Raw genomic sequence first — 19348 nt, 5'->3', positions numbered from 1 at the left:
GCCATTACGACTCGGCGCAGCGCAGACCCTCCCGTCCCACGCGGTGTCGTGCCAAGCCACACGAATGGTCAGATGCCTCAATGGCCCACCCCCTGAATCTGTTTGACGATACCTTCCGCAGCGGCTTGCTTGGCGGCCTTCTCCTGGGTGCGTGCTTTGACGGCGGTCTCCGCGGCGAGGGCCTCGACCGTCTCCCCGAGCTTGGCGCGGCTCCGTTCGACCTGCTCGCGCAGTGCCTCGGGGCTGGTGGCGGTGGGCTCGACGTGTACAAGTTCGACTTGATCCGCGGGGGTTAGTTGTCGGTCAGGCGTCACGCCGGCATTTCAACTACGCTCGACAACCGGCGTGACCCACCGTAGAGGTCGGGGGACAACGCAGATCTGGGGGCGGGAGACCAATGGCGACGATCAGCAGAGATGACTACAACCACTTCCAGGTGCTGTACCGCGATGCCTTGGGGCGTGCCATAGCGGCTCGTCAAGCAGGAGACGGCGAAGCCGAGCAGAAGGCCCTGAAGGAAGCCCGTTCGTGGCGTCGACGGTTCCGCAATCGCAGAGTTGAGGCCCCGGAGCAGCGAGCGAAGCGGCTGGCGCACGAGCAGGCTGAGCGCGATGCGTTGGAGGAACTGCGCGCCAGGCGAGCGATGCAGCATACCGAGCGTGCCGAGGAACTCGCGAACCAGCGGGCCGCGCAGGTCGAACGCTGGAAGAGTGAGCGAGACAAACTTGTCGTCCGCGCAGTGGTTTCGGGTGGCCTTCCAGAGCTAGGCAAACGCCGTTGATCCTATTCGACTGACGGACAGCGTTACCTGAGACGGGATCGGCAATCCCACATGGAACCAGATGGCAATCCACGAAGGTCAGGTGAGGCAGCGGCAACATTAGATCACCTGCCTGCCACTGTCGCTGCAATTTGCGACTCAGGGGTTCGGGCCGCCTGCCGGAGGGACGCGGACCGCACCGCGGCCAACAGCAAGGTCGTCTCGCCCTCCACGCGCACCAGCATCCCCGGTGCCTTCGCCGCCGGCCGATGTCGTCGACCACACCTACCGCCAGAGCATCACGGCCGCTGGCGGTGGCTGCCAGGCCGCACTCGACGCAGAGCGGTACCTCGCCGAGCTTGCCGACAGCAGGACCAAGAAGGCGCTGACCGTCGCACCGTCCTGACGGACTCGGGCCCCCAGGGCGGCCTCGCTCGTACATCTAGCCGCCCCGGTCATCCCGACTTGACGGTTAGGTGAGATACGTAAATCCCGCGCACTAGTACGACTTTCACCCATACCCTCAAGTCGTGACAACCACCACTGAGGAAGATCAATACCTCAGACGGATCCTTGCACTGCTGGACAGCGCCAGGCCGTACGAGAGCCTCACCCAGTCCGACTCCAGGCAGTGGCAGGTGCAGCCCGGCAGCGCCCTGGCCGGGGACGACGCCAAGACTGACCCCTACCAGGTGTCGCACAACGCCTGGAACGCTCTGGGCGTGGCCGTCGACCACCTCCACTGCTTCCGCTCCACGTTTGCGGACGACCCGCGGGACAACTCGGTGTCGATCACGCTCCACACCCACGGGCAGTACTCATTGCTGCGAGGCGCTTTCGAGAACAGCGCCCGCGCCGTATGGATGCTCGGGCCCAACCAGCGCCTCGTCCGCGTGCAGCGGCGACTGTGCATGCAGGCCGGCGAGAACAAGAATTCCGACCGCATGAACGCGCTGCTCCATCAACAGCCCAGGCGGCCCCTGGCCGTACGGATGCAGCAGCTGACCGACCTCGTCATCAAGGCGGGAACGGACCCGGCCGACGCCAAGAGGGTCCTCAAGCCCACGACGTACTCGGAAATCGTGCGGGAAGCGGGAGCTCTGACTCCCATGGGCTCTGCAGAGGCCGAAGTCGTATGGAGCAGCTGCAGTTCCCTGGCACACGGCGACATCTACGGCACCCTCAGCATCCTGGAGCGCAACATCGTGGACACCCAGGGGCGCGTGAACCTCGCACAAATCACCAGCTCCCCCAAGGTACTGTTCTGGGCCACAGACCGCACCGTCGCGATGATGCAACGCGGCTTCGACCTCTTCAAGGAACGCATCACCTGTCACCGCTGACCAGCGGCGCACGCACAGAACCCACTGTCAGCACCGAGGGGAACAATCAGCTCATGCGTGACCACCGCAGATTCAGAATGGCCGATGGTGCGGAACTCGTCGGCCATCAGGGCGACTCGTTCGAGATGCGGGTCAGCGTTCCTTCCGATGACAACGGGTTCTTCGGCCGCCAGTGCCCGGAGTGTTCGCTGGTCTTCCGCATGGACGTTCAGCAGTACGAGGCGCTACCCGACAGCCTCGCCCTCTGGTGCGTCTACTGCGGACACCACGCGGAGCACTCGGAGTTCATGACCGAGCAGCAGCGCGATCGCATCATGCGCGCCGCAGGTGACTTCGCCATGCAGATGGTCAGTCAGGAGTTGGACAAAATGTTCGGTGGCCTGGCACGCACATCGCGCGGCGGCAGCATCTCCTTCTCCTACAGGTCGCAGCCCTTCTACCCCCGCCCGCTGCCGGGCATCGACGAGGAGCAACTCGTCCGTGTCCGCACCTGCGCGGGATGCCAGAACAACTACGCGGTCTTCGGGGAACACCGATACTGCCCCGTGTGCGGTCAGCTGCCGGCCGCATCGGTCGCCTTCGACGCCCTCCAGGCCGATACCGCCCGCCTGGACGCGTTGGAAGCCCTGCCCACGGACGCGAAGGCACTGCTCAGGGAACAGGGAGTGTTCACGCGCAACTGGGTCGACACCGTAGAGAACGTGGTCGGAGTAGTGGAAGCCTTGGCTTCCTCCCTCTTCCGCGCGGCCGTGCCGAACGCGGCCAGCCTCCTCAACGGCAAGGGGGCCATCTTCCAGCGTCTCGACCACATGGCCGACCTGATCGTCACCGCCGGCTTCCCCGACCTGCGGACCACCCTTGGCTCGCAAACGTGGCAACGCCTCCTCGAAACCTGGGCCGCGCGGCACGTCTTCACCCATAACGACGGCATCGTGGACGAGAAGTACCTGATCAAGGTGCCTGGTTCATCCGCGCAGATCGGGCAGCGTCTCGTACTGACTGAAACCATGTGCCGCAGCGCGCTGGACGATGCCAAGGCCCTGTGCGAAACCCTCGTGGACGTGCTGCGCTAGAGGCGCGCGAGGGCACATCTCAGTCACATGAGCCTGGGAAACGGCCCCACGTACCCTCATGCATGCGCGATGCCTGAGCGGACGGTCCGGCACGAGCTATCAGCTCCGCTTGCTTGTGCGTGTTGGAGTGGATCTGCTCGTGTACCCGGTAGACGTCGTCCGCCACGACGTTGTTGACGTTCAACGCGCGGGCTTCCCCGTTTCGCAGGCCGCAGCTCATCATCATGACGATCTCAAGCGCGAGGATGTGATCCGCGACAGTCAGCGCCTTCTTCACATAGTCGAGGGACGGGATCAGACGAGCCTCCGGGCGCACTGAGACGAGAGCCCGCGCGGCAATCATCGACCGCTGCTTGGCCTCGCGTCCCGCGTGGGCCACTCCCGCCAGTGCCGCGGCCGAAGGCACCGCCCAGATCGCCGTGCGCCGCCGTGCCAGTGTCCCGGTCGGGGGCGTGGTAAGGGTCGTCGCTGTCGTGGACCCGAGGCGCCCGACTCTCGATGACCGCAGCCGCTTCGTCCCACAGCGCGAACCTCAAATGGAGTGAGCTGTGCCCTGGCAGGCCGACGGCATGGCGGGCGAATGCGTAGATCAGCCCCTGTGTGACACCTTGGGTGCCGTACCGGCCAGGGCTTACGATTGCTTCTGCCTCGTTTGTGACGACATGGAAGGTAAAAACCGGATCGTTCTGCGCGGCTCTGCTCAGGGCGTCGAGGGAGGTCTCCCCGCTAGGTTCAGCCAAGCGCCCGGGCCGCAACAGCTCAGGCCACGAGCCGGTCGGGTTAGATTCACTCCAGGTCCTCGTCCGTCGCCACGGAGTCAACAGCTTCACATGTTCGTAGAGTTCGATGCCGTCCCGTTCAGCCCCGTGGGTGAGCAACATGTGGTGTGCGGTGCCACCCCCGCCGGGTTCGGCGCGCCGGTATACGTCCATAACCCGGACGCACAGCCGGATGACGTCTTGAGGAAGCTGCTCCAGCGCTACCCGCGGTTGCCGAAAGGGTTGAAGTCCGCCGGCCAACTCAAGGCCGCAGGGCTGCGCGCGTCGAACTTGTTCCGTCCCGACGCCTACGTACTCGGGCCTCCGCAGCTGGTTGCCGTCCCCGGGGCACCCACGAGCACCGGGCGCACGACGCCGGAATGGGAAGAGACCGTATATCCGGCGTCGCCTGTCTACCGCGCGGATCAAGCTGTCCCCTTCTCGGCGCCACCCGATGCCGACGAGGCCCAAGCCGTCCGCCATGCTGTGATCCGTTGGGCACAGGACGTCCTGGACGACCCGGACACGGTCATTCTGACCGTCAGCGCCATCGGGTCCCCTGCTCCGTCCACCCCGCCCCTGGAACGGGCCGTGCCCTTCGAGATTGCACTCACCTCGGCCGATGGCCACAAGAGATGGCATCAATTCATCAACCCCGAATGGGAAACGACATACCTGCAGCAGCTTCGACTCGGGGACGCCGACCCTGCGGAACTCGAAGCCGCCCCCCGTTTCCGCGAGGTAGCTGACGCCCTGCTGCGCAGACTTCAGGGCAAGCGCGTCGTCACCTACGGACGCAATCTCCAGTACGCCGCGATCTACGCGGGGCTGGAGTACGCCTGGCTGCGCGACGGCCTCCCCTACGGTGCCCTGTGGCCGGACACGGCGACCACGCTCAAGAAGTTGAACCGCAGCCGCTGGGAGTGCGCGCGTCTGCGCCAGGGCGAGTTCGACGGCGACTGGGATGCGGCCGCCGGTCACTTCGCACTGCCGGCCGAGGAACCGGCCGCCGATGCACTCGACCGCTGCCGGATGACCGTTGCCCTGCTGCGCCGCATGGCAGATCCGGCTCAGCGCTACGCGGAGCTGAATGCCCGCGCGGAGCGCGCCGTGCAGGACGGCAAGAGCCACCGTCCCCGCCCCCAAGGTGGTCAGCGGCTGAGCCGCATCGCCGCATCCCGCCATGCGGTGCTCGAGCGCAGCCAAGGGGCCTGCGAGAACCCCCGCTGCCCTGATCCCCGCTACACCTCGGCACTCAGCCGCAATGGCTCCTACCTGTTGGAAGTGGATCACATAGACGATCACGCCAAGGGAGGCGCGGACCTTCCCAACGCCATGATCGCTCTGTGCCCGAACTGCCATGCCCTGAAGACCCGTGGGACGGTAACCGACGAGTTCCGTGCTCTCCTTCGCGCTACGGCCCTCGCCAGGCACCAGGAACTGCTCGCCGCAGCCCGATGAAACCGTCCGAACCGGCGCTCAATCTGGCCTGGACGGGCTGACACTGCGTTGACTCTTCGTCCAATCGCGACCGGCATTGACGGCCAGCTTTGTGGTCAGGCTTACCGGCAGTTCTTCATCGACCACGGCACGAACGGCCTCGGACGCGGCTGGGCCACGCCTTTTGCGAGTCGCGTCGGTGATCATCATCGCCACCGCCGCCGCGATCGGCGGCACCGGCCCGCTGGACTCAGCCGCCCAGGCCGCCGAGGCTCTCAAACCGGTTGCCGGTCAGAACGCCGAACTCCTCTTCGCCGTGGGCCTGATCGGTGCCTCGGCGCTCGCCGGTGCCGTCGTCCCGCTCTCCGCCAGCTACGCCGTCGGCGAGGCCGCCGGCGTGGAACGCTCCGCGTCCCGCAGCTTCCGCGACGCACCGCTGTTCCTGGGCCTGTTCACCGCCCAGATCGTGCTCGGCGCGGTGGTCGCCATGACTCCGGTGAACGTCATCCAGCTGCTCATCGGCACCCAGGTCCTCCAGGGCCTGATCAGCCCCATCGTGCTGGTCTACCTCCTGGTCCTCACCAACCGCCGCTCCGTGCTCGGCGCGGCGGCCAACGGCCCCCGCTACCGGATCGGCGCGACCGTCGTGGTCGTCGGCGTCGCGGGCATGTCCACCATCCTGCTCGTCCAGACCATCCTCGGTTGGTTCGGCCTCGGCTGACCCCTGTCCCCGTCTGAGAAGAAGGCCCGGTCGTGTAGAAGTACGGCCCCTGCCTGGTAGGTGCTGCCCTGAACTCCTGGACGGCCACTCTCGTCGCACTGATCCCCCTCGATCCCCAGCCGGTCCCCTGACAACGAGGGCCCGCGATCTGAATGGCTGACGGCATGGCTTCGCTGTCGCCGACTGGCGGGGTCCCCGAGCGCATGAGCGTCGGCCCTGCACGGCGTGAGGAAACCAGCGACGGACAGAGCACAAGGGACAGAGCGCGGCACCCCGTACGGCCAAGTCCTGCGTGCGTCACAAATTCAAAACCAACGCTGACCACGTCATCACACATGCACGGGCAGTCGGAATACCACTGGGCCCGCCGGAGCAGGGCGCAGCGCATCAACCACCACACGACAGAACCCGCCCGGTCTCGCCGCAGGGCCGTGTCGTCTGCCGCGAAGCCACCGACCAGGCGCATGCACGAGGAACCGCAGGGACCGATGCTGAGTGGATGCTGACTTACCTGACGTCTCATCAGGCATCTCGAGAGTCGGCGGCGTTGGTCCTGCTCGGGGGTAGCAGAGGGTCAACCTCTTCCTCACTGCTATGGGGGGAGCAAGTTCCGAACCGCTCGCGGACCGGCGCGGCAATTCCCTCGCGGCACCACATAAAGCCCGTAACACGATCTTGCGGTGCACTTCAGGGCCCAGGAACGCAGCGGCTGTCCACCAAGCGGGAACGAGACGGTCTACGCTCACGCCATGCCAGAAGGACGACCCGCCATACCGGCCGAGCTGCGGCGAGCAGTGCTCATCGAAGCCGGCCACCGCTGCGCCGTACCCACCTGCCGAGCGCACCCTGTCGACATCGAGCACATTGACGACTGGGCCAAAGTGCAGGAGCACAAGTTTGAGAACTTGATCGCGCTCTGCCCGAACTGCCACCGCCGCAAGGGTAACGGTCCCGACCAGATCGACCGCAAGTCACTCCGCCAGTACAAGGTCAACCTGGCCGTACTGAACAGCCGCTACGGCGAACTCGAGCGACGCCTGATCGAGGCTTTCGCGGAACCCCTCCGAGCCAGCGGTATCCGCCAAGGACGGGTCAAGTTCCCCAACATCATGCTGGCCCACGGGTCCGGGCTGTCCATCTGGTACCTGATCCGGGACGGCTACTTGGTAAAGGTCCCCTGGAACGGCACGGGCACGCCTCCCATGGTGGAGGTCTACCAGTTCACTCAAGCCGGCGCGGAGTTCGTGATGCGCTGGGCAGACGCGCAGCCGCTTGACCCGCCGACGAGCGACGAATGATTTCCGCCTTGAACGTTCCCGCCCGCCGACGACGCCTACTTCGACGTCATGGCCGTAGCGGACCTCCCTGAGAAGCTGACCTTGCTCCAGCTCACGCCAGGGTGGACGGTTACTGCTAGGAGCTCGTAACGCGGCCATCTGGTGGCTTTCCTGAGGCGTCGCCAGCAGATGAGTGCGGCCCAGCGAGATGAAGGCGTCGTGGAGGTCGAGGCGTCGTTCCCAGCGGACGGCGAGTCGTTTGACCAAGGCGGGCGTTTTCATGGACCGAGGCGCTCTAACAGGACGGTCTGACAATCGAGGGGCGGCCGGGATCAGTTTTCGCCGCGTTCCCGATGCTGTCGGAGCCACTTGTCATCCGCCCCACTTCCTGTACCCGCAGTGCCGACAGCGGACAGCCAAACCACAGCCCTCGCTGTAACTATGCGCGCATATGGCTGGATTATGCCCACCCAGTCATCGGGAAACCGTTCCCAGCCTCAGCCTTGTCGGTGTCACTAGGCACCAACGGGGAGGGATATCGACGTGGACGCTCTCACGACGGCTGTGCGCACGCTTCTGGAGAATCCGGACGCATCTGTGGAAGTGGAGGTGTCGACGCCGGAGGAAGCGGCGCGTGCCGTCCGGCTCTTCGACCAGGGACTGCGTAGCGGTCGTGGGGTCCACCGCAGGATGGCCGAGGGCGCGTTGCACGGCGCCGAGACACTCTCGACGGACCGCCTGCAGGTCCTCTCCGAGCTCGTCCAGAACTCCGATGACGCGGGAGCCGGACAGTTGCGCATCCTGCTTCGGCCCGACGACATGCTGGTCGCCCACGACGGAGCCGGCCTGTGTCTGGCCGATGTGCTCCCGCTCGGCATGCCCTGGCTCACCGGCAAGACCGCTGACGCCGCGGCCACCGGCCGGTTCGGCATCGGACTGTCCACACTGAGGGCCCTCTCCACTGTGTGGGAGGTGCACTGCCACCCATTCCACGTGCGCTTCTCCGGGACCGAACTCGAGCCCACGCCACCGCCCAAACTCCCCGACGAGATCTCCGGACCTGAGTGGACCGCCTTCCGTATCCCGCTGGCCCCCGGAAAACTGACCGCGTCCCAGCTCCTCGCATGGTTCGACGACTGGAACGACGCTTCCCTGCTCTTCCTGCGCCATCTCCGCGCTCTGGAGGTGACGGCCGGCGGGCACAGCGCCGGACTGTCCTTGGCCTGGGCTGACGTGGCACGGCATCGGCTGGTGGTCCAGGGCATCGAGCATGACGTGAGAGTGCGGCACGCCCGGACGACCGACGGGGCGGTGTGGCGTGTGTACACGGCGCAAGTGGAACCGCACCCGGAATGGAAACGGAGCCACAAGGCACTGGGCCCGGTCGTGCCCGTGGGCATCGCGCTCCCCCTGGAGGGCGAGGTGACCGGCAGCGTCCATGCCAGCCTGCCCGTCGCCCCGTTGGACGTGGCGGCCCGCGTCCACACCCAGTTCGACCCCGTCGCCAGCCGCGAGGGGTTTGCCGACAGCCGCCTCAACGCACAGCTCGTCCCCGTGATCGCCGACCTCTGGGAAGCCGCCGTACGCGACGTCCTGGAGAAGGTGGATCCCACAGCGTGGCACCTCGTTCCGCTTCCCCGCCCGGCGGGCCCCGCACCCGCGCACCAGCTCCAGGACCGGATCCGCACCGAGCTGCTCGCGCACGCCCGGCGGTCACTCGCTGCCGAGCTGGCCCTGCCGGTCGCGAAGGGTGGTCCCGCAGTCCCGCTGTCCGATTTCGCGGTTGAGGAGGCCGCACTGTCGGGCGTCCTCGACGACCCCGACATCGCACGGCTGGGCGAAGCCCGGTACGCCTTGCCCACCGCCGTCCGTGACAGCGGCGGCCGCTGGCGGAGCATCCTCGCGGACTGGCGTGTGGCGGGTGCCGCGTCCCTGCGCGCGGAGGTGCGGGTCATGGACGCCCTCGCGTTGTTCTCCGACAACGCGTGGCAGAACGTCACGCGGTTCGTGCGGCTTGCCGCGGTCGCCCTCGAGGCGGGGCACGAGTACGCGCTGGCCGGCCGGACGTGCCTGGTCACCGCCGACGGGCGCCGCCTTCGGCCACAGCTCGCGGAGAACGCGTTCGCGGACGCGTCCGGCGGGGCCAGCGGCCCCTTGGACGTGCTGGGCGTGGTTCTGGACCTGCATCCCGCCTACGCGGAGGACAACGTCTGGGCGAAGACCGTCACCACCTGGCTGCGTCGGCGGGACTGTCTGGTGCGCCGCGATGACACGGCAGCCGCACTGCGGATCGTCTCCCGGCTCGGACAAGCAGGGAGACGACTTGCCGACGGCGACGAGGCGACGGAGGCCGCCCGGCTCGTCGCCCTGCAGCAGGCGCTCGGCGAGCTGCCCAAGAAGCAGCGCGACCGGCTCGGTCCAGGCATTGGACGGGCCGTTGTGCTGAATGGCTTCGCCTACGACAAGGACGGGACCGAACACGCCCGCCGTGTGCAACCCGGCGCCGCCTATCTCCCCCAGGCGCTGGAAAGCGCCGACGGGGATCGGTTCGAGGTCGCGGCACGCAGGACGCCCGGTCTCATCTGGGTACGCCGCTCCTACGCGCGATCACTGCTCCCCGCCGCCCGGGCAGGCGGTCTGAGCGGAACGGCCTTCCTCCGGCTCCTGGGCGTGGCGAGCGTTCCACAGCTCACTCCGGTGCGCGAGCTGTACAACCCGTGGGACACCAAGACGTACCCGGGAGATTCCCGTCTCGGCCTCGCGCGGAACTGCAGGTGGTCCGTCACGGGCCGGCGGTCGGAGATGGTGGGCAAGGGAGCCGACCACACTCTGGACGACCTGACCAGTGACGACCTCTTCGCCGTGGTCGAGAACATCGTCGTCGAGAAGGACGTGGACGAGCGACGCCGCCGCACAGCCGCACTGCTGCGCACCCTCACCGCACCGCTGACCGGTACGGACCAGGCCGTCGTCCCCATGGCCCGGGGCCACTACAAGTGGAACCTCAGGGGTGAGACGGCGGCCCTCTGGGTGTGGCGGCTCCGGGAGCCGTCGTCCCCATGGCCCGGGGCCACTACAAGTGGAACCTCAGGGGTGAGACGGCGGCCCTCTGGGTGTGGCGGCTCCGGGAGACCGCCTGGCTGGAGGACAGCAACGGCCGGCTCAAGCCGCCGGCCCGCCTCACCTTGCGGACACGGGACACGCAAGCCCTGTACGGGTCGGAGGATCCCGGCTACCTGCACCCGGCGATCCACCAGGCGCTGGCCACCCGCACGGAGGTCCTCACCGCACTCGGTGTCTCTGGCGATCCCGACGTCCCACGCCTGATGGAACGGCTGCGGGAACTCCGCGACCGCTGCGACGACGCCGACACTGAGGCCGAGGCCGATGTGCCAGACAGCTTGAGAGCTGAGGCGCTGCTGGTCTACCAATCCCTGGCCCGGCATTTGACGCACCGCTCGGCGGACGCCTCCCAGACCGCGGTCGAGAAGGAGATCCGCAACGCGTTCTTGTACGAGGATCTCGTCCTGACCGACCGGGGCTGGTCGAGGTCCGGTGAGTGCTTCCGGGGACCTGCGATCCTGCGCGGCTTCCGTCCCTTCACCCTAACCGGGGCGGACATCGACCCTCTGTGGCAGGCGCTGGGTATCCCCGTACCCGGGCTCGACGACCTCATCGACGTGCTGAAGGAGATGCCCGCGACCGGTGCCGCCCCCGACACCGAGCGTGAACAGGTCATGCTCGAGGCTCTGCGCCGCCTGCGAGACATGATCTCCACCGACGACAAGCCCATGCCGCCGGGGCTGCAGAGCAGGTTGCGCAACCTGCCGCTGTGGACCACGGCCGGCTGGGTCAAAGGCACGGGCCGACCGGTGTTCGCCGTGGCCGATGCCCGGGTCGAGCGAGCCCTGACGGGCCGCCTGCCGCTGTGGAGGCCCGCAGGAAACGTGCAACAGTTCACGGCACTGTTCGGACGCCTGCGCGTCATGCCCCTGGACGTCGCGGGTGCCCAGGTCACGTATGAGACCGGAGATGTGAACGCGGCCGAGGGCGCACTCCTGGACCAGCCGGTCGAGGCGAGCCTCACTGAGGACTTCCGGCGGGGAGTCGCCGCGCTCCAGGACCTTCTGGTGCGCGACGAGCCCGAAACGGCAGAGGCTTTCACCAGCTGGGCCTGGCTAGCGGGCTTGGAAGTGCGGCTGCTCCCTGGTCTGCGGATCCGCATCGATCCGGGCCCTGCCCACGAGCCCATCACGCTCCCCGTCGACGCCCAGATCGACCGCGGCCGCAACACGCTGTTCCTGGACTCGCACGCGGCACTGACCACCAAGTCGGGAGGGGGAGCGGCGATCGCCGCGCACTTCGATGAAGCACGGTCGCGCGTGGGCCACACATGGCGGGACGTTTGGGAAGAACACCTGGTGCAGGCGGAGGCCGGGACGGCGCTCACATCAGCAGCGCAGCGAGACCGCGAGGAACGGCAACGGCTCGCCGAAGAGCTACGCCAGCGTGCACAGCTGGCCCCCGTAGCTCCCACCACGCCGACGCCGAACGTAAAGACCACCCCCCAGCGGGGCACCAGCACCAGCCCTGCTGTCCCCGCTGGCCCGATCGGCTTCATCCCGCCGCCACGCACCGGTTCAGCGCCCGCGCCCGGAAACCCCGAGCCTGGCAACCAGTCCGGCCCGCAGCGCACACCGGTCGCGCGCCCCCTAGTGGACGTGGTCATCTTCGACGTGCTGCCCGGCAAGGTCACCCGCACTGGAGTGCCGTCCACACCGGGCAGTAGCCCTGCCCGGACACCGGGGGCGGGGAGACCTGCACACCGCCAACACGGCACCCCACTCCCCCAGCCCAGGCCCGGAGGCGCCCCGCCCAACAGCAAAGCTTCACCCCTCGGCTACGAAGACCACGACAAAGAGGAGCTCGTCATCCAGGCGCTCCGTAGGATCCTGCAAGAGCGGGGTGTCGAGCTGGAGGACCAGCGGGGTGCGCCAGGCGTGGGCGCCGACGCATATGACTCGACCGGACGCTACTACGAGATCAAGGCCCACGGACGTGCCGTCCCGGGTGAGCTGTCCCTTACGCGTTCGGAGTTCGTACGGGCCTGGACCGAGCGTGAAAACTACACGCTCGTGATCGCTTCACATTTGGAGAAGGGCGCCGGCAAGCCGACCCTCCGCCTGGTGAACGACCCCGTGCACCGCTTCGAAGTCGAACCACCAACGGACGTCCGCCTCAAGGGCGTACGGGAACTATCAGTGGAATCAACCATGTACGAGTGGCCCGGCAAGGACTGACACCGCTGACTTGTCAGTAAATATGTCAATGTGCGGCCTAACTGCCAACTGCACTGTGTTTGGGGAGGGGTGCGCGTGAAGCGCACGTTCGTGGAGTTGTTCCGTGCTGCGATGAACGATGTGGATGCGAGGCCGTATCCCTACCAGGAGCGGCTTGCGGCAGAGGGCTTGCCGGAGTTGCTGCGGGTTCCCACGGGGGCGGGTAAGACAGCGGCTGGGGTATTGCCGTGGTTGTGCCGCCGCCTGGAGCATCCCGAGGCCGCAGTGCGCGCCAGCGAGGCTCGGTGGTTGGTGTTGGTTCTGCCGCTGCGGTCGTTGGTCGAGCAGACGGCGGCCGTGGTATGGGAGTGGATTGCCAACCCCGGCCTAAGGGGGGTCCCGTAACTGCTGGTCACAGGTGAGATGATCTTGCCGTGTCTGGTGTGATCGCGGCGCCGGAGCCCTCCTGGATAGCCCCGTTCACCGGGCTGAGCCCGCGCCAGTTCGGCAAGCTAATCACTGCACTCCGGCCTGAGGGAGCGGATCCGGTCCGCAAGGGCCGGCCTTGGAGCCTGCCGCTGGATGAAATTTCCCCGTGCTCTTGGACACTCGTTGGTTATGCCGCGAGAGTGTACTTGTTTCCCACCTGGTGCTACTTCTTCTGGAACCTCGGTCCCAGTCTCCAGGTGTCCACGATCAAGGGGAAGCTTCAGTTTGCCGATGTCCCTATCATGAGGAACCTCTGACCTTCTGTCACCATCCTCCGCGTCTCGGGGGAAGCTCAGTCTCTTCAGGTCGGGCCCCGAGGCCCGACCTGAAGCGATAGATTTGGGGTGATTGTTCGACGCCGTGCCACGGTCGCCGGTGACGCTGACGAGGAGTGAAGGGAACGTGGGCCGAGTGCACCAGGTGGCTGTCGAGGAAGCCCTGGCGGAGCTGGCCGCCGCTTCCGCGAACTTCGGCTTTCTGCTGCCGTTGGAGCCCCTCCTGCTGGTGTACGGCGCGGGTGCTGAGGCCGACGCGCACAACCGCCCGAAACGGTCCCTCGCCCAGGCCCGGCAGTTCGCGGAGGTCCTGACCGCGGAGTCCGTCCGGCTGCTCGGTCCGGATTTCACCGACGGCCCGGTGCACCGCGCGTTGGCCGAACTGCGCCGCTCCGGCGACCCCACACCAGACGGCGAGGCCGGATCGGACGACCGGTCCCGTGCCCGGCGTTTCGTGCGTCACTGCTTCGAGCTGGGCGTCTGGTACTTCCGACTACGGACCGGAGTGCGTGACGCGCTCTCCTTCGTGCCGCCGGCCGAATGGGACGCCCCGGTAGGCTCACCGCACCGGCAGATCCCCGTGCGGGAGCAAGTGACAGGCTTGGCCACCTGGGTTGCCTTGCTCGACGAGTACGCCCCCGTTCTGCGGCGGTCCTTCGACCGGCGTGCGCCCGCTGAGACGGCCACCCACGCGCACCTGAAGGCACGTTCGGCCCTCCTGGAGGCGGAGTGGCGCGTCGCGGATCTGCTGACCGAGGCGGGATGGGCCGTACGAGATGATTCGGAGACGCCGCACGAGCTACCGGTACGGGGGGTCGCCGTGCGGAGCACGGCGCACCCGGACCGGGCGGCGGGACCGCACTACGTCCTCCGCGTCGACGACCAGCCGGTGGGCACCGTCGAGGTGCGTCACCGCAGCGAGGACCTGCGCGCGGCGATGGCTCGGACCCGTGAAGCCGGCACCCCGTCGACGGCGTCCGCGGAGCGGCGGATGCCCTACACATACGCCACCGACGGCGTCCGGGTGCTGTTCCGGAACGGGGACGACCCCGAGCCGCGCCACCGGGAGCTCTTCACCTTCCACCGGCCGGATACCGTGGCCCGCTGGCTGCGCGAAGCCGCGACCGACCCCCAGGCACCGACATTCCAGGGCCGCCTCCTCCGCCGTCTTCCGGACCTCGGTGATGACGGCTACGCCCGGGACTCCCTCGGGTCGGTGCAGTACAACGCGGTGCGGGCGTTCGAGAGCTCGCTGCGCCGGGGCGAGCGCCGGGCCATGGTCCAGATCGCTGTTGGGGGCGGCCAGACGGTCACGGCCGTCATCGCGGCCCACCGTCTGCTGCGGCACGCCCGGGCCCGCCGAATCCTCTTCCTGGTCGACCGGGTAGAGCTCGAAACGCAGGCGCTGGCGACCTTCGCCGCATACGCCGGACCCGGCGACGATGGCCGGAAGTTCACCGAGTCGTACCGGGTGGAGCGGCTGGGCTCGGACGCCATGCCGCCCCACGGGGTCGTCGTGAGCACCGTGCCGCGGCTCCACAATGCGCTGTCCAGGGGCAATCCAGCGTCCGGACTCCGCTACCGGCCCGATCTGCCCCCCGAGTCCTTCGACCTCATTATCGCCGACGACTGTCACCGGTCAGTCTCCTCCCGATGGCGTGCGCTGTTCGACTACTTCGATGCCCCGGTGCTCGGCCTGACAGCCACCCCGACGGACCGGGCGCTGGAGGTCTTCCAGGGCAATCTGGTCAGCTCCTACACCTTCGAGGACGCCGTCGCCGACGGCCGAGCCGTGCAGGTCACCATTTACCGTATTGGCGACCTCCCCACGCGACCGGAGCGGGCGGCCGACACGCTGGAGGAGGAGTTCAACCTCGACGTGGAGGAACCCCTCGGGCACCGTCGTTCCGTGGTGAGCGGCAAGGCGCTTCACGCCGCGCTGACGGCGTTCAAGGAGGGGCTGCCGTCGATGTTCCCCGAGCGGGCGAGGCTCGGTTCCGGGGACGTGTCGCTGCCCAAGACCGTCGTCTATGCGGCCGACGACCAGCATGCGGACGAGGTGGTCGACGCGGTGCGCGCGGTCTTCGGGCAGGGGCCTGGTTTTTGCCAGAAGGTGACATTCAAAGGCGGATCACCGTACCGGCTGCTCTCGCAGTTCCGTAACACCGTCGAACTGCGAATCATCGTCGTGGTGGACCTGCTTACCGGGACGGACATCGCCCCCGTCGAATGCCTGCTGTTCCTGCGGGACGTCAAGTCCTCATCTCGCTTCTTCCAGATGCTCGCGGTTGGGACGCGCCCCATCGCGCCGGCGGAGCTGAGGGCGGTCACCCCCGGCGCGTCGGCCAAGACCCAGTGCGTGGTCGTGGATCCGGTCGACGTCGCACGACACCATGCCGGTCAACCTTCCACGACGCGAAAACGGGGGCGAGGGAAGGACGCGGACGAGGCCCCGGCCCCGACCGCCGCTGCAACAGTCGACGACGCCGAGGTCATGGAGCGTTGGCGGTCCTTCCTCCGGGCGGGCAACGACCCGGCGCAGGAGCTGATTACCGGCACAGGGGGCCTGGCTGAGGGTGACGTCCGGAGGCTTCGCTCGTGGGTCGAGTCTCTGGCGCGGCCGCCCCACGGCCTGACGGCGGAGCGGATCTGGAGCGCGTACGAACGCGCCGGTGTCACTGTGTCGGATCCCCGTCGGCCGCGGGTACCGAAGGGGCCCGTGGACCTCCTTACCCTCGTCCGGTACGAAGCGGGCTTGGAGCCGCGCCCGCGCCCCTACCGCGACCAGGTCTTCGACCGGCTCGACGCGTGGATCGACCACCAGGAGCGCCGGGGGCGGTCCTTCGACTCCGACCAGGTCTGGTGGATGGAGCACATCGCGGACGGCACGGCGGCCGGCGGACACTTCGCCGCCGCGTCTCTCGACGCGGTTCCCTTCACCCTCAGGGGCGGCACGTCGGGCTTCCTGCGCGCCTTCGGGGAGCAGGGTGCGGTCCGCCTGCTGGACGAGCTGCGGAGCGTGCTGGCGTGAGGACGGGACTGCCGCCCCGCTGGACCGAGGTTCCGCTGGGCGAGCTGTTGCGCGAGCCGCTGGCGGCGGGCCGGTCCGGTCAGGCCGTCCCGGGAGGGGTGCCCGTCCTCCGCCTGCCCGCGCTGCGGTCGGCGACGGTCGACCTCGCCGCGTCCCGGGAAGGCCCGTGGGCCTCGGCAGCGGAAGCGGCCGACCATCTGGTCCGGCCGGGCGACATTCTGATGAGCCGCAACGGCAGGCTCGGAACGCGGATCGGGCGGGCCGCCCTGGTCCGCGAGACCACCGGGCCCATGACGTACCCCGGCACCATGGTGCGGGTGAGGGTCGACGAGCGGCTGATCGACCCCGAGTACCTGGTGTTGGCATGGGAGTCCCGCGCCGTACGGCGCCAGATCGAGTCGTCCGTACGTCAGGGCGCTGGCATGCATCACATCGCGGCACGGGACCTGGAACGAGTTCGGCTGCCGCTGCCCCCACGATCCGAGCAGGAGCGGATCAAGACCTCTCTCGCCTTCTGGCTCGCCCGGGTCGACGAGGAGGAAGCCGCCGTCCGCGACACGCTACGGCGGGTGGAAGACCTCCGCACCCTCGTGATCGACCAGGGCGTCCTCGGCCGCACCATGACCGGGCCGCACGCGGACCCGGAGCACTCCACGGCCGCGCACCGCGCCCCCCTGCCCGCCGTCCCCGTGGGATGGCGCTGGGTCGCCCTCGGCGAGCTGGCCGACATCGTACGCGGGCCCATAGCGGACAGCCGGCGAGCCGACGATCCGCACGAGGTCGAGGTGGGGTCCCTGCGCCCGGCCGAGTTCCGGGGCGAGCAATGGGCACACGAGCGGATGCCGACGGTGCGGCTGGACGCCCGTAAGGCGGAGGCGAACCGGCTGAGCCCGGGGGACGTCCTTTTTGTGCTGAGCGGAAAGCCCGACAGCCTCGGCTTCGCCCGGTTATGGGAGCAGGACTCCTCCCATCGCACGTACGTACCGAACCACCACGTGGCACGAGTCCGCATGGCCGGGGACGCCTTGCACCCCCGGCTGCTCGCCCTGTACGCGAATGGGCCCGGCCGACGCCGACTGCAGGGCGCCGCACGGAGCACAGCCGGCCTAGCCTCCCTGGGCCTCGACCAGCTGCGGCAGACCCCCGTCCCCGTGCCTCCACTCGCCGAACAGGGCACGCTTCTCGCCTCCTTGGAGGCATGGAACAGCGGCCTCACCTCCGTCACGGCGTCGGCTGAGGAAGCCTTGACGATGGCGGACCGGCTGCGCAACGGCTGTCGGGAGCAGGCCCTCGCGGGGAGGCTGCCCCACGGCGCTGCGCCGAGCAGCGAGAACGACGCACGACTCAAGGGAGCAGTGACCGTGCCGCCGACGACGCCCGCCCGACGGCCTGTCAACCGACCTTCCGAGGTGGAGCGCCGGGCCGAGCGCCTCTGGTCCTCCTTCCCGCTACTGAGCGACGACGGCCTAACAGCCTTGGAGTACGGCGAGCAGGTGACATACCTGCTCTTCCTCAAGGCGACGCAGGAGTTGCGGCACCGGCCCCTCAACCGCGTCGACGTCCTGGGGCGCGACGCCTGGGACGAGCTCGCGCTGCACGAGGGCACGGAACTGGTCCAGTACTACGGCGCCCTCCTGGCGGAGCTTGGCGAGCGCGGCGGCGTGGTCGGCCGCATCTTCCACAAGGCCCAGAACCGCCTGCGGCGCCCGCTGCACCTCCAGAACCTGATCCAACAGGTCGGGGAGGGGCTCTCGTGGTGGGACGAACGGCCGGAGTGGCGCGCCCCGGTCTTCGACGCATTTCTCGCCCGGTGCGCTCAAGACCACCGGACCGCCGCAGGCCAGTACTTCACCCACCGGGAGCTGATCGACGCCATCGTCGCGTGCTGCCGTCCGACCGTCGAGGACGCGATCGTGGACCCAGTCGCAGGCACCGGGGGGTTTCTGGTGCGGTCCTTCGAGCACATTGCCCGACATCTCCCGCCAGGCGTCCCGCCCGCCCAGCGGGAACAGCTGTCCCACGGCGCGATCCGCGGGACGGAACTGGTGGAGGCGACGGCGCGCCTCGCCACCATGAACCTGTTCTTGCACGGCGTCGAGCGCCTCGACGGCAACCGGGCGGCCATCGAGGTGCGGGACTCCCTCACCGTGAGCCCCCGCCGCCAGGCCACCCTCGTCCTCGCCGATCCGCCACTGGGGCAGCGACGCTGGGTGCCCCCGTCCACCGGCGCGCCCGACCTCCATGGGGCTGAGGAGCTCGCCCTCGCCCGGCCGGACTTCTGGGCGGCCACCAGCCACCAGCAGCTCAACTTCATCCAGCACGTCTACACCCTGCTGGAGATCGGCGGCCGGGCCGCCGTCGTCGTACCGGACGGCGTCCTCTTCATGAAGGGCGCCGGGGAACGGGTACGGAGACAGTTGCTGAAACAGTGCGACGTACACACTCTGCTCCGCCTTCCCATCGGGTTCTCCGGAGGCTCCTTGGGGGTGAAGCTCAACGTCCTGTTCTTCGAGAAGGCCGCGGCCCGCCCCGACGGATCGCCGGCGACCCGCCACCTCTGGGTCTACGACGCGCGGACCGGACACACGGCCGTCGCCGATTCCCCGGAAGGCTCCGTTCTCGACGCGTTCATCGCTGCCTATCGGCCCGGGCACCCGCCCGAGTCCCGGGTCGCGTCGCGGTTCTTCAAGCCCTACTCCGTCGACGCGCTCCTCGCCAGGCCCGACGTCAACCTCGACCTCGGCGCCGACCTGGGCGAGGAGGAGCCGCGAGACGCTCCAGAGCCGCATCTGATCGCCCAGCAGATCTCCACGCGGCTGGAGGACGCGTGGCGACGGTTCGCCAGGCTTGCGGAGGAGTTCACGCCGCCGCGCGATGCCAGTACGTTCCGGTCCGGCTGAGG

At 68.3% G+C, this 19348-nt stretch carries 11 protein-coding genes and 4 pseudogenes; 13 read left to right on the top strand and 2 right to left on the bottom strand.

Annotation, left to right across the window (positions count from 1 at the left end):
- Positions 1-113: 113 nt before the first annotated feature.
- Positions 114-314, bottom strand: a pseudogene (locus tag ABZ915_RS25810) (DUF3618 domain-containing protein); the annotation flags it as partial.
- Between the two features lie 83 nt (positions 315-397).
- Here ABZ915_RS25810 and ABZ915_RS25805 point away from each other — a divergent pair.
- The 4 genes and pseudogenes from ABZ915_RS25805 to ABZ915_RS25790 all read left to right on the top strand — a co-directional run bounded on the left by ABZ915_RS25805 (position 398) and on the right by ABZ915_RS25790 (position 3176).
- Positions 398-781, top strand: coding sequence for a hypothetical protein (locus ABZ915_RS25805; RefSeq protein WP_361807639.1), 384 nt, complete (start codon positions 398-400; stop codon positions 779-781).
- Positions 782-973: 192 nt separating this feature from the next.
- Positions 974-1166: pseudogene (locus ABZ915_RS25800) on the top strand (thioredoxin-disulfide reductase); the annotation flags it as partial.
- A gap of 124 nt (positions 1167-1290) precedes the next feature.
- Complete coding sequence (locus ABZ915_RS25795) at positions 1291-2103, top strand: hypothetical protein (RefSeq protein ID WP_361807636.1); 813 nt, start codon at positions 1291-1293, stop codon at positions 2101-2103.
- Between the two features lie 53 nt (positions 2104-2156).
- Positions 2157-3176: a hypothetical protein gene (locus tag ABZ915_RS25790; protein ID WP_361807633.1), complete on the top strand. Its 1020-nt coding sequence runs from the start codon at positions 2157-2159 to the stop codon at positions 3174-3176.
- 100 nt (positions 3177-3276) lie between these two features.
- Here the strand turns inward: ABZ915_RS25790 and ABZ915_RS25785 are convergent.
- Positions 3277-3474: pseudogene (locus ABZ915_RS25785) on the bottom strand (integrase); the annotation flags it as partial.
- A 532-nt stretch (positions 3475-4006) separates the two neighbouring features.
- On the opposite strand from ABZ915_RS25785, the gene ABZ915_RS25780 reads away from it, so the two are divergent.
- From ABZ915_RS25780 to ABZ915_RS25740, 9 genes and pseudogenes are all read left to right on the top strand, one after another.
- The gene (locus ABZ915_RS25780) at positions 4007-5395 is read left to right on the top strand and encodes an HNH endonuclease signature motif containing protein (protein ID WP_361807631.1); all 1389 of its coding nucleotides are present in this window, start codon (positions 4007-4009) and stop codon (positions 5393-5395) included.
- A gap of 178 nt (positions 5396-5573) precedes the next feature.
- Positions 5574-6095, top strand: a complete 522-nt coding sequence (locus ABZ915_RS25775; protein ID WP_361807628.1) for a divalent metal cation transporter — start codon at positions 5574-5576, stop codon at positions 6093-6095.
- A gap of 749 nt (positions 6096-6844) precedes the next feature.
- Entirely contained in the window at positions 6845-7393 is a 549-nt protein-coding gene (locus ABZ915_RS25770) for an HNH endonuclease signature motif containing protein (RefSeq protein ID WP_361807625.1), read from the top strand.
- A gap of 522 nt (positions 7394-7915) precedes the next feature.
- Positions 7916-10699, top strand: coding sequence for an ATP-binding protein (locus ABZ915_RS25765; protein ID WP_361807622.1), 2784 nt, complete (start codon positions 7916-7918; stop codon positions 10697-10699).
- A complete protein-coding gene (locus ABZ915_RS25760) occupies positions 10699-12672 on the top strand; it encodes a hypothetical protein (RefSeq protein ID WP_361807620.1) in 1974 nt (657 codons plus the stop codon). Before ABZ915_RS25765 ends, ABZ915_RS25760 begins: the two co-directional genes overlap by 1 nt.
- Before the next feature lie 75 nt (positions 12673-12747).
- A complete protein-coding gene (locus tag ABZ915_RS25755; RefSeq protein WP_361807617.1) occupies positions 12748-13056 on the top strand; it encodes a DEAD/DEAH box helicase in 309 nt (102 codons plus the stop codon).
- Between the two features lie 29 nt (positions 13057-13085).
- A pseudogene (locus tag ABZ915_RS25750) lies at positions 13086-13238 on the top strand (IS5/IS1182 family transposase); the annotation flags it as partial.
- 304 nt (positions 13239-13542) lie between these two features.
- Positions 13543-16446 (top strand): DEAD/DEAH box helicase family protein, encoded by a 2904-nt coding sequence (locus ABZ915_RS25745; RefSeq protein ID WP_361807614.1) that lies wholly within the window; start codon positions 13543-13545, stop codon positions 16444-16446.
- Positions 16443-19346 carry an N-6 DNA methylase gene (locus ABZ915_RS25740; protein WP_361807611.1) on the top strand — a complete coding sequence of 968 codons (2904 nt, stop codon included), beginning with the start codon at positions 16443-16445 and terminating at the stop codon, positions 19344-19346. Before ABZ915_RS25745 ends, ABZ915_RS25740 begins: the two co-directional genes overlap by 4 nt.
- The last annotated feature ends 2 nt before the right edge of the window (positions 19347-19348 follow it).

The sequence above is a fragment of the Streptomyces sp. NPDC046915 genome (genome assembly GCF_040644935.1).
GTDB lineage: Bacteria > Actinomycetota > Actinomycetes > Streptomycetales > Streptomycetaceae > Streptomyces.
The sequence above is the reverse complement of the archived record's forward strand: the minus strand, read 5'-3'. Positions and strand labels throughout refer to the sequence as shown.

Bases quoted from the DNA above. Each gene is read 5' to 3' on its own strand.
- ABZ915_RS25805 (WP_361807639.1), top strand. From the start codon at position 398: ATGGCGACGATCAGCAGAGATGACTACAACCACTTCCAGGTGCTGTAC.
- ABZ915_RS25790 (WP_361807633.1), top strand. From the start codon at position 2,157: ATGCGTGACCACCGCAGATTCAGAATGGCCGATGGTGCGGAACTCGTC.
- ABZ915_RS25780 (WP_361807631.1), top strand. From the start codon at position 4,007: ATGTTCGTAGAGTTCGATGCCGTCCCGTTCAGCCCCGTGGGTGAGCAA.
- ABZ915_RS25770 (WP_361807625.1), top strand. From the start codon at position 6,845: ATGCCAGAAGGACGACCCGCCATACCGGCCGAGCTGCGGCGAGCAGTG.
- ABZ915_RS25760 (WP_361807620.1), top strand. From the start codon at position 10,699: ATGGAACGGCTGCGGGAACTCCGCGACCGCTGCGACGACGCCGACACT.